At 35.9% G+C, this 13457-nt stretch carries 15 protein-coding genes and 1 pseudogene; 12 read left to right on the forward strand and 4 right to left on the reverse strand.

Annotated elements, in window-relative coordinates; genetic code table 11:
* Position 1 precedes the first annotated feature (1 nt).
* Positions 2-514, forward strand: a complete 513-nt coding sequence (locus ACQV2X_RS01600; protein WP_428873806.1) for an adenine phosphoribosyltransferase — start codon at positions 2-4, stop codon at positions 512-514.
* Positions 515-573: 59 nt separating this feature from the next.
* Here the strand turns inward: ACQV2X_RS01600 and lexA are convergent, their stop codons facing one another.
* Positions 574-1188 (reverse strand): transcriptional repressor LexA, encoded by a 615-nt coding sequence (lexA, locus tag ACQV2X_RS01605; protein WP_428873805.1) that lies wholly within the window; start codon positions 1186-1188, stop codon positions 574-576.
* A gap of 87 nt (positions 1189-1275) precedes the next feature.
* Here lexA and ACQV2X_RS01610 point away from each other — a divergent pair, with 87 nt between their 5' ends.
* Both ACQV2X_RS01610 and ACQV2X_RS01615 read left to right on the forward strand, forming a co-directional pair.
* Positions 1276-1521, forward strand: coding sequence for a DUF896 domain-containing protein (locus tag ACQV2X_RS01610; RefSeq protein WP_428873804.1), 246 nt, complete (start codon positions 1276-1278; stop codon positions 1519-1521).
* 46 nt (positions 1522-1567) lie between these two features.
* Positions 1568-1786 (forward strand): YneF family protein, encoded by a 219-nt coding sequence (locus ACQV2X_RS01615; protein ID WP_428873803.1) that lies wholly within the window; start codon positions 1568-1570, stop codon positions 1784-1786.
* Positions 1787-1980: 194 nt separating this feature from the next.
* Here ACQV2X_RS01615 and ACQV2X_RS01620 read toward each other — a convergent pair whose 3' ends face one another.
* A complete protein-coding gene (locus tag ACQV2X_RS01620) occupies positions 1981-2616 on the reverse strand; it encodes a lysophospholipid acyltransferase family protein (RefSeq protein WP_428873802.1) in 636 nt (211 codons plus the stop codon).
* Between the two features lie 110 nt (positions 2617-2726).
* Between ACQV2X_RS01620 and ACQV2X_RS01625 the strand changes: the two genes are divergently transcribed.
* From ACQV2X_RS01625 to ACQV2X_RS01660, 8 genes and pseudogenes are all read left to right on the forward strand, one after another.
* Positions 2727-3509, forward strand: a complete 783-nt coding sequence (locus tag ACQV2X_RS01625) for a glutaminyl-peptide cyclotransferase (RefSeq protein WP_428873801.1) — start codon at positions 2727-2729, stop codon at positions 3507-3509.
* 18 nt (positions 3510-3527) lie between these two features.
* The gene (gene tgt / locus ACQV2X_RS01630) at positions 3528-4667 is read left to right on the forward strand and encodes a tRNA guanosine(34) transglycosylase Tgt (RefSeq protein ID WP_428873800.1); all 1140 of its coding nucleotides are present in this window, start codon (positions 3528-3530) and stop codon (positions 4665-4667) included.
* A gap of 58 nt (positions 4668-4725) precedes the next feature.
* The gene (yajC, locus tag ACQV2X_RS01635; RefSeq protein WP_428873799.1) at positions 4726-5073 is read left to right on the forward strand and encodes a preprotein translocase subunit YajC; all 348 of its coding nucleotides are present in this window, start codon (positions 4726-4728) and stop codon (positions 5071-5073) included.
* A gap of 134 nt (positions 5074-5207) precedes the next feature.
* Entirely contained in the window at positions 5208-6326 is a 1119-nt protein-coding gene (gene dinB, locus ACQV2X_RS01640) for a DNA polymerase IV (RefSeq protein WP_428873798.1), read from the forward strand.
* Between the two features lie 79 nt (positions 6327-6405).
* The gene (locus ACQV2X_RS01645) at positions 6406-6543 is read left to right on the forward strand and encodes a hypothetical protein (protein ID WP_428873797.1); all 138 of its coding nucleotides are present in this window, start codon (positions 6406-6408) and stop codon (positions 6541-6543) included.
* 121 nt (positions 6544-6664) lie between these two features.
* Positions 6665-6805: pseudogene (locus ACQV2X_RS01650) on the forward strand (hypothetical protein); the annotation flags it as partial.
* Between the two features lie 17 nt (positions 6806-6822).
* Positions 6823-8157, forward strand: a complete 1335-nt coding sequence (locus tag ACQV2X_RS01655) for a DRTGG domain-containing protein (RefSeq protein WP_428873796.1) — start codon at positions 6823-6825, stop codon at positions 8155-8157.
* The gene (locus ACQV2X_RS01660) at positions 8157-9137 is read left to right on the forward strand and encodes a DHH family phosphoesterase (RefSeq protein WP_428873795.1); all 981 of its coding nucleotides are present in this window, start codon (positions 8157-8159) and stop codon (positions 9135-9137) included. The genes ACQV2X_RS01655 and ACQV2X_RS01660 overlap by 1 nt, the downstream gene beginning before the upstream one ends.
* A 468-nt stretch (positions 9138-9605) precedes the next feature.
* On the opposite strand, the gene zwf is transcribed toward ACQV2X_RS01660, so the two are convergent.
* Entirely contained in the window at positions 9606-11048 is a 1443-nt protein-coding gene (zwf, locus tag ACQV2X_RS01665) for a glucose-6-phosphate dehydrogenase (protein WP_428873794.1), read from the reverse strand.
* Positions 11049-11204: 156 nt separating this feature from the next.
* On the opposite strand from zwf, the gene ACQV2X_RS01670 reads away from it, so the two are divergent.
* On the forward strand, positions 11205-12548 hold the full coding sequence (locus ACQV2X_RS01670; protein WP_428873793.1) for a DEAD/DEAH box helicase: 1344 nt from the start codon (positions 11205-11207) through the stop codon (positions 12546-12548).
* 12 nt (positions 12549-12560) lie between these two features.
* Here ACQV2X_RS01670 and ACQV2X_RS01675 read toward each other — a convergent pair whose 3' ends face one another.
* Positions 12561-13439 carry a DUF1189 family protein gene (locus tag ACQV2X_RS01675; protein WP_428873792.1) on the reverse strand — a complete coding sequence of 293 codons (879 nt, stop codon included), beginning with the start codon at positions 13437-13439 and terminating at the stop codon, positions 12561-12563.
* Positions 13440-13457: the final 18 nt, after the last annotated feature.

The following is a 13457-nucleotide window of genomic DNA, read 5'->3' on the forward strand; positions in this document are numbered from 1 at the left end:
AATGGATTATACAAACTATATCGCTCGTGTTGATAATTACCCAGAAGAAGGTATTATTTTCCGTGATATCACACCTCTCATGGGAAATGGTCCCGCTTTTGAAGCAGCGACTCAAGAGATAGTAGACTATGCTAGAGAATTAAAGGTGGACATGGTCGTAGGGCCTGAAGCGCGTGGTTTTATTATTGGATGCCCAGTTGCTTATGCGCTTGGAGTGGGCTTTGCCCCTGTCCGTAAAAAAGGTAAACTTCCTAGAGAAACAATTGAAGTAGACTATAGTTTAGAATACGGATCAAATGTCTTACAAATCCACAAAGATGCTATTCAACCGGGCCAAAGAGTCTTAATAACCGATGATTTATTAGCAACAGGTGGAACCATTCAAGCAACTATCCAATTAGTGGAAAATCTTGGAGGAATTGTCGCAGGGTGTGCTTTTCTTATTGAGTTAGATGACTTAAAAGGAAAAGAGAAGTTGGGAGATCACAAGTATTTCACACTAATGCACTATTAGAAATAAAAAGAGCCTAACCAGTTTTAATCTCTGGTTAGGCTAATCTTTAATTGAGTTGATTAGAAATAGCGATTAAGACTAACTACTTTGCCTAAAATTGAAACGTCGGGCAAGATAATATCGTCCATGGTATCATTTTCAGGGCGAAGTACGATATGATCTTTTTTCTTATAAAAAGTTTTACATGTTGCTTCATTATCTTCAGTCATAGCAACAACGACTTCACCATTATTGGCAGTTGCTTGTCTGCGGACGGTGATGATATCGCCATCCAAAATGCCAATATTAACCATGGATTCACCTTTAATGATCAGCATAAATAATTCGCTTGAATCATATTGAAGATCGGTAGGCTTAGGATAATATTCCATAGCTTCTTCTTCAGCAAGAATCGGAGCACCTGCGGCAACATAGCCGAGTAAAGGTACTTTATCGGATTTGATGCCCAATTTTTTAATTCCCAAGGCCGTTATTTCAATCGTCCTTGTTTTACTGGCAGATCTTTCAATCAGTCCACTTTCTTCTAATCGGTCAAGATGACCGTGGACAGTGGATGGAGAAGAAAGTCCAACACGCGCTCCAATTTCGCGAACAGTGGGTGGATAACCATTTTCATTGAGTAATTCATAAATAGATTGTAGCACGTTTAATTGCTTGGTCGTTATCTTAATCATTTCACTCACTCTTTCTATAGGATAATTTAATTGTAGCAGAAGTAGAATTATAAATCAAACAAATGTTCGTAGCAAAGGAGGATCGCTATGCTTTCATCTTCAAAACTAGCAAGAATTAATGAGTTAGCTAAACTTCAAAAAACTAAAGGCCTTACGGATTCAGAAAAAGAAGAACAGAATCAATTAAGACAAGAGTACTTAAAAGTCTTCAGACAGCACATGGTAAGACAGGTTGAGGGAGTTAAAATTGTCGATTCAGATGGAAATGATTTAACACCTGAAAAAGTTAAAAGAATTCAAAAAGCTAAAGGAATGCATAATCGTAAAGATTAATAGGTTAGAGTATTTAATCGGTTAAATTTTTAAAAGGAGAGATGGTATGTCAACATTTTCATGGGTTTTAATTGTTATTTTAGCATTGGTAGCAGGAGCAGTGTTAGGTTTCTTTATTGCTCGGAAGTATATGATGAATTATTTTAAAGAAAATCCACCTATTGATGAGCGCATGATTACGACTATGATGGCGCAAATGGGGCAAAAGCCTTCCAAGAAAAAAGTTCAGCAAATCATGCAGTCTATGAAGATGCAATCGAAATAGCTTTGTTTGAAAATATGTTTTTGCTTTCACAATTTTTGTTACTGTTTTCTGTCCTTAAGGAGCAGAAAAGGCGCAGAAAATTAGGTTTTCTTTAATCAAGTATACAATAAATTATTTTTAAGATTAAAAACCTCCTCCCTAGAGCAGCTTAACGACAGCTTCAAGGGTAGGAGTTTTTTTATAAAGCGTAATAATTATTTCTTTTTAGCAGGAACATAGCTAAAGCTTGGGTCTAATTGATGATCCAAATTATCAAAAGCCTTGGCCAATTCCTGGTCTATTTTAGCTAGTTGATCTTTATTATAATCTAATTCAGGATTATATTTAATGGCAGGTCCAAAAGCTATTTTAGCTCCTTGTCTCTTAAAGAATGATTTAAAGTCTAAAGGTGGTTGAATAGCAATTGGGATGATGTCTTTTTTTGAAAGACGTTGAATGAAAGCAGTTCCACCTTTAATTTCAGTTGTGTACCGACTACCAGAAGGAAAGATACCTAAATTCAAATTTTTTTCAGTTAATTGTTTGACGGCTATTTTGATCGTTTTAGGACTAGGTTTTTCTCGATTAACTGGAAAAACATGTGCCTTTCGTAAAATGCTAGCTAACAAAGAATTATGAAAAATTGATTCTTTTGACATAAAAGAAATTTCAAGTGGATAAAGTGCAATGGCCAAGTATAATGGATCCCAAAAAGAGCGGTGAGTGGCTGCTAGAATAAAAGTTGATTGATTGGGATCGGGAATGTTTTCTTTGCCAATTATATAGGATTTCCCATTAAAAAGACGAAAGAGAAAGCGTAAAATGGCTACGGCAAACTGATAAAAAGTCATATTCAATTTCCTTTCAGTTACAATGTTTGTTATTATTTTACCAAGATTCAATCAAGATTCAAGTCAGCATATTCTTAAGGATTTATCAAGTTTTTTTATAGGAGGAATGAATGATGTTTAAAATATTGAATTTCACTATTTTATTGTTAGTTAGTCTTACTTTTACAAGAAACGTTATAGCTAATGGTAGCTTAGGAGGGGTCTATTTAATTGAGACATACCCTATCAAGGAAAATTTATTTATACAAGGATTTGAGCTTGATCAAGAGGCCCAACTCTTAATCGGCACAGGTTTATACGGAGAATCAGCTTGGGGTTATTTTAATTGGGAAAAAGGCTTGTTAGACCGCTCCATTGGATTAGATAACCAATACTTTGGAGAAGGGATTTCTTTGCGTGACAATGAACTTTGGCAGTTAACTTGGAAAGAGGGCAAAGTTTTCAAATGGGATTTAAAGACCAAAGAACTAGTCAACACTTATGAAATAAAAGGTGAAGGATGGGGATTAGCTTATAATGAGGAAAAAGATCTGTTCTACTTGTCTGATGGGTCATCAACTATCTATACTTATAATCCTGACAACTTTAAATTAGTTGATCAAGTGGAAGTGAATTTAGAAGGAGAGCCATTAGATCAGTTAAATGAGTTGGAATATGCCAATGATGCAATTTACGCTAATATTTGGTATGATAATCGCATTGTTAAAATTGATCCCCAAAGTGGTCAAATACTTAAAACATATGATTTGACTCCTATGCTCGATCAGTTGGATCTTACAGCAGAACAAAGAGAAACAATGGATGTCTTAAATGGGATTGCTCATATTGAAGCGGATCAATTTTATTTAACTGGAAAAAATTATCCATTAATTTTTAAAGTGGAATTGAAATAATAGAAAGGAAGGTAAATAGTGGCTGCTATAACTTATGAATTAATCAAAGAAGAAAAACATACGGGAGCTCGATTAGGGATACTTCATACTCCACATGGCTCATTTGAAACCCCCATGTATATGCCGGTAGGAACATTAGCTACCGTCAAATCATTATCACCTGAAGAGTTAAAAGATATGGGAGCGGGTGTGATATTAAGTAATACCTATCATTTATGGTTAAGGCCTGGTGAAGAGATTATTGAGCAAGCAGGCGGGCTTCACAAGTTTATGAACTGGGATCAAGGGATTTTAACCGATTCAGGAGGGTTTCAAGTCTTTTCTCTGAGTGAGATTCGTGATATAGAAGAAGAAGGCGTTCATTTTCGTAATCACATTTCAGGAGAAAAATTATTCTTATCTCCTGAGAAAGCCATTCAAATTCAGAATGCTTTGGGATCAGATATTATCATGTCCTTTGATGAATGCCCAGACTATCATCAGCCTTATGATTACGTTAAAAAGTCGATTGCTAGAACTAGTCGTTGGGCAGAAAGAGGATTAAAAGCACATCAAAATCCTGAAAAACAAGCACTCTTTGGCATTTGCCAAGGGGCAGGTTATAAAGACTTGCGCTTACAACACGCTAAAGACATGATTGCTTTAGATTTCCCAGGCTATTCCATTGGCGGCTTATCAGTGGGCGAGACTAAAGAGGAAATGAATGAAGTCCTAGATTACTTAATGCCAGTTTTTCCTAAAAACAAACCACGCTATTTAATGGGGGTTGGTTCTCCTGATGCCTTAATTGATGGTTCTATTCGTGGTGTGGATATGTTTGATTGTGTCTTAGCTACTCGCATTGCTCGAAACGGTAGCTGCATGACTTCGCAAGGAAGATTAGTGGTGAAAAACGCTAAATATGCACGTGATTATAGCCCCATTGATCCTAAATGTGACTGTTATACCTGTCGTAATTATAGTCGCGCTTATATTCGCCATTTAATGAAGAGTCAAGAAACCTTTGGGTTACGTTTAACTTCGATACATAATACCCATTTCTTATTGCAATTGATGCGTGATGTTCGTCAAGCCATTCGAGAAGATAATTTATTAGAGTTTCGTCAAGCTTTTCGTGAAGAATATGGTTATAACAAACCAAATGCTCCAGAATTTTAATGGAGAAAGTCTTAAAAAACTGTTATAATATAAGAGATATTTAGAGGAGGAATTTTTAATGGGAAATAGTTATTTTGCTTTTTTACCAATGCTTATTATGTTCGCTTTATTTTACTTTATGTTGATTCGTCCCCAAAAAAAAGCGGCCGATGCAAAGCGCCAAATGATTGAGGCAATGCAAGCAGGTGATGGAGTAGTTACAATTGGGGGATTGCATGGAATAGTAGATGAAGTAAAACAGCAAGAAGGCCTTGTTGTAATTGACTGTGAAGGTATATATTTAACCTTTGAAATCAGTGCGGTAGCAAATGTTCTTAAGAGTGCGGGTACAAATGATGAAACCGTCTACTCTTCTGAAAATAAAACCACTGTTGAAGGGAAGTTAGAAACGGATGCTAATGTGTAAGTCTTAGCATCTTAAATGAATAATTGAAACATTTATTAGTAGGTAATTATTACTTATTAATAAATGTTTTTTCACTTATTCTATCTAGCTTTATAGTATTATTATTAGGATATGAAGCCTTTAGGAGGCTAAATATGAGATATGGCTTACTTACTTTCGATGATCCTAAACCGGATACAAGTCGCAAAATATTACATGTGGATATGGATGCCTTTTATGCTTCCATTGAAATTCGTGATAATCCGTCCTTAAGCAATCAACCTGTAGTTATTGCTAAACATCCAAAATTAACTAATGGACGAGGGATTGTGACCACTTGTAATTACATAGCGCGTCAATACGGTATTCATTCTGCAATGTCTTCTTTGGAAGCTTATAAGCGCTGTCCTCAAGCTGTTTTTATCAAAGGCAATATGGCTTATTACCGCTCGGTTTCGCAAGAAATTCGCAAAATTTTTTATCAATACACTGACCAAGTGGAGCCTCTATCCTTAGATGAAGCCTATTTGGATGTATCGAAAAATCATATAAAGGAAGAATCAGCTTTAAAAATCGCTCGTCTTATCCAGGCTCAAATTTATGAAGAAATTCATCTAAGTTGTTCAGTAGGAGTTTCTTATAATAAATTTATTGCTAAATTGGCTTCAGATTTTCATAAACCGAATGGTATTACCTTGGTTTCTCCGGATGAAGCCATACCTTTTCTTCATGCGCTCCCAATTAAAGATTTCTATGGGGTAGGCGCTAAGTCTTTAAGTATTTTTGAAAGCCATAACATTAAAACTGGCTCAGACCTAGCAAAGTTTTCACTCGAAGAATTAATTGCTAAATTTGGAAAAATGGGACACTCACTTTATTTTAAGGTTCGAGGTATTCACAATGTGCCTGTCAGTCAAAATCGGCAAAGAAAATCGATGGGAACTGAACAAACCTTTCAAACTTTCCTTTTAGATGAGGAGGTTATTAAGGAAAAAGTACGCCAACTAGTAGTGAAAATATCGCAAGATCTAAATGCTAAAGATTTATATTGTCAAACGCTCACTCTTAAGATACGTTACAGTAATTTTGAAACAGTGACCAGGCAAGACAGCTTTGCCTATCCAACTAATGATCGTTATCAATTAATGAATAAAGCTATAGAATTGTGGGAAGATCACGGTGAGGCAAATAGAGAGATTCGTTTATTAGGAATTTCAGTATCCAAGTTATTAGACCCTCAAAGTGAACCCTTACCCATTCAATTAGATATTTAATAGAAGGATATAAAATGGAAGGGTTTCTTCAGCTGAACCCCATCTTTCAGTCGGGTATAGTCGGCATAGGAACATGTTTATGTACTGTATTTGCTGCATCTTTTGTTTTTTAGTAAAGAAAGTAGACAATAAATTACTAGCCATGATGCAGGGATTAGCAGGTGAAATTAAGGTGGCAGCTTCTTTCTGGTTACTTTTAGCTCCTGCTTTAGAATAACTTGCCAGTGTTGGTTTTAAAATTTCTGAACGGTTTCCAGCAGCAGTTGGCTTTTTAGTTGGTGGTGTCTTCTTACGCTTAATGGATCAGTTTGTTTCGCACTTGCATTATGCTGAAGACTATGATTTTCGTTCAAGTGGAAGAATTAATTCCAGAATCACAAACAGAAGGCAATACAGACTTAGCAACCATGAGTTTTATGGTAGGTTTTGTGATTAAAATGATTTTAGATGTGGCTTTAAGATATATTATTAATAAATAAGATTTTGAGGTGATTCTTTGGGAACTAAGCATGAACGCATTATCCAATACATTCAATCCTTGCCCATAGGAAACAAAATTTCTGTCAGAGGCATAGCTAAGCAATTGCAAGTGAGTGAGGGAACTGCTTATCGTGCTATCAAAGATGCTGAAGAAAAGGGACTTGTTTCGACTATTGAACGGGTAGGGACTATACGTATTGAACAGAAAAATCACTTATCAGTCGGCCATTTAACCTTTGGTGATATAATCCCTCTAATTGATGGCGAGGTCTTAGGGGGGGAAAAAGGACTGGATAAACCCCTGACCAAATTCATTATTGGAGCGATGACCTTGCAAGCTATGGAGCGATATTTTGAAAGTCAGACCCTGATTATTGTTGGTAATCGGTCTGAAGTTCACCGACACTCCCTAAAGAATGGTATCGCTGTATTAATAACAGGTGGCTTTAAAACAGACCACGATATTATAAGACTAGCAAACCAAGAAGAGCTACCCATTATTACGACTAGTTATGATACTTATACTGTTGCCTCATTAATCAATCAATCAATCAACGAGCAAATGATTAAGCAAGAAATTGTAACAGTTGAAGAAGTCTATACTCCTATTGAAAGAACGGTATCATTGGAGCCTTCAGATACTATTGAGAATTTTAAGAAGAAATCGAGTGAAACTGGTTTATCAAGATTCCCAGTGGTGACCAATAAGCGTTTAGTAGGAGTCGTAACTGCTAATGATTTAATGGGAAGAGGTAACAGTGTTTCAATTGAACGGGCGATGAGTAAAAATGTCATTACTGTTAAGCCGCATATGAGTTTAGCATCTGTTTCATATAAGATGATTTGGGAAGATATTGAAATGATTCCCGTTGTTGCTGACAACTTGCAACTTTTGGGTGTCGTTTCTCGCCAAGATGTTATGAAGGCCTTACAAAATATTCAACAGCAACCACAAACAGCTAATACCTTCGAACACGATCTGTTAAAACACTTGGTTGAAGTTAACCGTAATGATTTTAAAAATCGTTATGATTATCAGTTTGAGGTCCAACCCCAGATGGTTAATACTTTGGGGACTTTATCCTATGGAGGGCTTTGTGAGTTGATTGCCCAAGTTGCAATTATCAAGGTAAAGGATTTAACAGGTCATAATAATATTCTTGAATCACTTAATCTTAATTATTTCACATTTATTCAATTAGGAAACTTGATTGAATTTCAAGTTGAAATTTCTAACTACAATCGACGTTCGGCAATTTCTCAAGTGAAAGTTTTTGTTGAAAATATTCTGGTCGCTCAAGCAACAGTTGGTTCACAAATGGTAAATAAAAGACAGAAGGAGTCTAACTAATGACAGTTAAGCAAAGCTTAATCGAAAAGTTAATAAGTCTAATTGATCAATATGATCGTATTATTATTCATCGACACATCAATCCAGATCCAGATGCGATTGGTTCACAATTAGGGCTGAAGGCCACAATCAAACATAATTTTCCAGATAAGACTGTCCTAGCTGCTGGCAAGATGGGCAAGGGAATTGAGTGGTTGGGCCGTATGGATAATGTTGACAGACAGGATTATGAAGATGCTTTGGTAATTATTTTAGATACACCAGTTTTTGAACGGATTGACGGAAATGATCACATTCAAAATAATACTTTAATCAAAATAGATCATCATCTGGTAGTTGAGCACTTTGCTGACTTGGAAATTGTTGAAATTCTAAGTTCTTCAACTGCAGAACTCATTACTAAAATGATCATGCATTCTCAAGGTCAATTGACCCTTTCACCACAAGCTGCTACATTCCTATATGCGGGCATTGTCGGTGATACAGGACGGTTCCTCCATTCAAATACCACTCAAGCAACCTTTGAGGCGGTAGCTTATTTGATGGCTCATCAAGCTGAAAATACTCAAATTAACCGCAAGATGAATGAGTTATCACTCAATGAATTAAATTTCCAATCATTTGCCATTGATCAAATTGAATTGTATGAAAAGGGAGTAGCAACAATGACCTTGAAACAAGCAGATTTAATTCAAAGAGGAATGACGGTTGATGGAACCAATGCGGTTACCAATTTACCAGGACGTTTAAAAGAAGTATTAACATGGGTTATTTTTATTGAAAAAGAAGACTCACATGGAGAGTATCGTGCACGTATTCGCTCAAAAGGCCCAAATATTCATCAAGTAGCGATCCAGTTTAATGGCGGTGGTCATGAAATGGCTTCGGGAGCCAATGTTTATGATGATGAAGAGAAAAAAGAGCTAATTGATCAAATGATTAAAGTTAATGCTCAGTTTTTAAAAGATCAAAACATTTAATAATCTAATCGATAAAAAGTTCTTTCCCTTTAACGTGGCACTGCACCCCATAAATGGGACAGAATAAAAAATACCTTTGTTAGGCTGCTTGTTGACGTTTTAATTTGATTTTGAGTGGATCTATCTCGCTAAGTTCTTCTAATCCTTTGCCATAAGTCTATTCTTTACCTCCAGCTTGATTGAAGCGCTAGGTTTGACTTTAACGATCCCAAGGCCAGCAAGTTTTTACTTGAGATGTGTTCTTAATGTTTCATTCATCTATTATTTGTTTATTAGTCCGGCCTTCATTTTTCATTTCAATACATTTCGATTTTGTTTCTGCAGAGTAAGCTAGGTGATTAACCCTAATCAAACACCTCCATTAAATTCATTTCACACGAATTCAACGGAGGTGTTTTTATGTTTGCCTCACTATTTGGGGGCAGTGCCTAGTACAGGTTAAAGTGAAAGGATCTTTATTTTGTTTTGTTATTCATTAAACCATGAGCGATTGTCCTTTTCGATCAGATAGTCACCTGCTTCTGGTCCGTTAGACTGGGCAGGGTAGAAAGCCAAATCGGGATCTTTTTCTTCTTGCCATAGAGCATGAATGGAATCGATAAATTGCCAAGCATACTTGACTTCTAGGTAGTGAGCGAAATTACTCAGGTCGCCGTTCATACAGTCAAAAAGTAATTTTTCATAGTCACCTGGTATAACCTTGGTAAGTTCTCGTGGAAGATGATAGCATAAATTGAGCTCTTTAATTTCGTTACGATGGGTAGAATCAGACTGGGATAAGCACAAACGAATGCCAGCATGAGGAGCTAATTCAATTTGTAAATAGTTAGCTGGAACATTTTCAGCTTGCTTCTTATAGATTATTTTAATATCGGTCTGTTTATTATTAAGATGCTTACCTGAGCGCAAATAGATGGGGGTGTTTGCCCATTTATCTTGCTCAATAGCTATTTTTAAAGCCATATAGGTTTCGGTTGTCGAGTCACTGGCAACGTCTTTTTCTTGACGGTAAGCTACGTGACTTTGGTCTTCACTTTGTATGTATTGCCCACGTACCACATGTTTTTTTAAAACTTCTAAGTCAGCATAGTGTTTCAATTGTTTCAATCGATCAATTTTTTTCTGCCTTAAAGCCTCATTACTCCTATTAGCAGGTAGGTCCATAGTGATCAAGGTTAATAATTGCAGGGCATGATTTTGGATCATATCGCGACTGACCCCACTAGTTTCATAATAGGCTCCACGATCTTCGACTCCAATTTCTTCATCTAAAGTGATTTGAATGTGGTCGATATTGGCTGGATCCCATAGGAATTGGCTGAGAAAGTTGTTCATCCGAATGGGTAGAATTTGATTGACAATACTCTTACCTAGATAATGATCAATTCGATAAATTTGATTTTCATCAAAGGACTGAGTTAACTGAGTCTGTAATTCTTCAGCTGTTTTTTCATCATATCCAAAAGGTTTTTCAATAATTAGTCGATTATATCCCTGGTCAGTGAGTAAGCCTTGATTTTTTAATTGACTGGTAATAACTGGGAATAACTTAGGAGATAAAGAAATATAAAAAATCTGATTTCCTTGAGTTTGATATTTTTCTGAGAGAAAAAGAGATAGCTTTTTAAGTTGGTTATACTGTCGACTTTCCTTTACATCATTAGCTTGATAATAAAAATGCGAGAGAAAATCTTCAATGTTCTCATTCGCTTGTTTAGCTTGTGAAAGACTTTCTTTAACCACTTGACGAAAGAATTCATCGTCCCATGCTCGTCTAGCGGTCCCAATTATTGCAAAATGGTCAGCTAAAAAGCCTTTATTATATAATTGATAAAGGGCAGGGTATAATTTACGGTGGGCTAAGTCACCACTAGCCCCAAAAATAGTCATAATTAAGCGATATTCTTTCATCTTTATGATGCCTCCATTTTTACATAGTTTTTATTATATCAAATTAGATCTTGGATTCAAGATTAAGAATCCGTCATATTTTATCAGATAGCTTTATGGTATACTTTTTTACGAATGACGTTATTATAAGCAAAAGAATATATAGAGGAGAAATATATGAATTTTAATGAATTAAATATAAAAGCATTTATTAAGCAAGCACTGGATAGAATATCATTTAAAAAGTTGACCCCGGTGCAAGAAGAAGTGATCCCTCTTGCCTTAAAAGGCGAGAGCCTTATTGTAAAGTCTCAAACTGGGTCAGGAAAAACACATGCCTTTCTTATTCCGTTATTGGAGCAATTAGATCCTAGCGATCAAAAAGTTCAAGCAGTTATTACAGCTCCTAGTCGTGAATTAGCCAATCAAATTTATGAATTTGCGACGGAATTAGTAGGTGATCAAAGTGAGAGTATCAGAATTTCACGTTTTATAGGTGGAACGGATAAGGAAAGACAGATAGATAAATTAGCCAACCAACAACCGCATCTAGTAATTGGAACGCCAGGGCGAATTTTTGATCTGATGCAAGCCAATGCTTTATGGGTACAAACAGCTAAGACGATGGTTGTGGACGAAGCGGATATGACTTTTGATTTGGGTTTTTTATCAATTGTCGATGAAATTGCTTCTAGAATGGCAGAGAATCTGCAAATGATGGTTTTTTCTGCTACGATTCCTCAGCAGGTAGCAGTGTTCTTAAATAAATACATGACCGGACCCAAAGAGATTACGATTAAACCGAAGCAAGTGCTAACTGACCAAGTGGAAAATTACTTAATTGATATCAAAGGGATCAAACGAGAGGAAATGGTCTATAATCTATTAACAATGGGTCAGCCCTATTTAGCAATTGTTTTTTGTAATACTAGAAATTATGCCGATGACTTAAGTGAATTTTTAAAAAGCAAGGGCTTAAAGATAGCCACCATTCATGGTGGCATGCAACCAAGAGAAAGAAATCGTTTAATGAAACAAATTCGAAATCTAGAGTTTCAATATGTGGTGGCTTCTGATCTTGCGGCCAGAGGAATTGATATTCCAGGTATTTCGCACGTTATTAATACCGAATTGCCAAAGGACTTAGAATTCTTTGTCCATCGTGTCGGTCGAACAGCGCGAAATGACTTAACCGGCACAGCCTATACCTTTATGGGGCCTGACGATGAAGCGGCTATTGAGAGCTTAGAAGCCAAGGGTATTAAATTTACTGAAGTCAAATATAGTAAGGGTGAGTTAAAAGAAGTTGATCATCGGAGTCGACGCTCCGTTCGCAAAAATACACAAGAAAAAACACAAGATCCTAAGGTAAAACAATTAATTAATCGCGCTAAGAAGACTAAAGTCAAGCCAGGCTATAAAAATAAACTGAAGCAAGAAATAAAAGAGCATAAACGCTCAGTTGGCCGACGTAAAAATAAATTGAGAGCTAGACAAGAACGAAAAAATAAGACAAATTAAGGGACTCCTGAATTAGGAGTCCTTTTTGTCTTCATCTGTTTTAATATCTTCTTCTTTGATAATGTTGATATCCATATGAGATAACAATTGATGCATGAAGAGAGTATGTTGTTTAAAAGTATGGTAGATAATAAAGAGTGTTAGGCCCACAAAGAGATAGAAAGGAACATAAAAGCCTGACCATAATAATTTAATGATTTCTATCATTAAGATTGGCACAAAAGAACAAACCATAACTAACTTCATTCGCACCATAAAAGGTAAAGGAAAGTTTAAACGCATGTTCAAGATACCGGTTAATAAAGAGGTAATAACTAGAAAATAAAAGTGAGCGAAGACCGCGGCTATCCAAGTCATTATTATAGTAAAGAAGAGTTGAGTTAAACTAAATTGACTAGCATAAGTCAAAACGGCCGCTAGATTTTCTTTATTAGTGACCATATCATGATTAAAGGCAAAAACCTGACCATTTTCGGGTGTATAGACCAGTATTTGGTTTTTAACTAGTAACAAGTTGAAGGTGCTCGTCAATTGAGGGTCTCTATTATCTACTGACTTTAAAATTAAACCTTCTCCTTCAGAAAGATTGGTCAACTGATCGTCTATAATTAATTGAAATTGTCGTGATTCATAATATAGAGCTTTCTCGCCTTCATTAAGCTGGAGTTCACCCGCATTAATGTGGAAATCAGGTAGATAATTAATGCTTTCATTAATATCTGTTTGAATGGATCGCAGTGTTGGAAAAAGGGCTTTTCCAAAATTCAAAGCCATTAAAATGGTGATAATTAAAGGAAGGACTAATACTTGCTTCCATTTGACATTGAGGCTCTCGATATAAAAGCGTGGATTATTCAAGCCATTTTTAAGGATAAAAAATAATTTTTTCAAATAAAACATCCTTTATTC

The sequence above is a fragment of the Facklamia sp. P12945 genome, from assembly GCF_050409485.1.
Classification (GTDB): Bacteria; Bacillota; Bacilli; order Lactobacillales; family Aerococcaceae; genus Facklamia.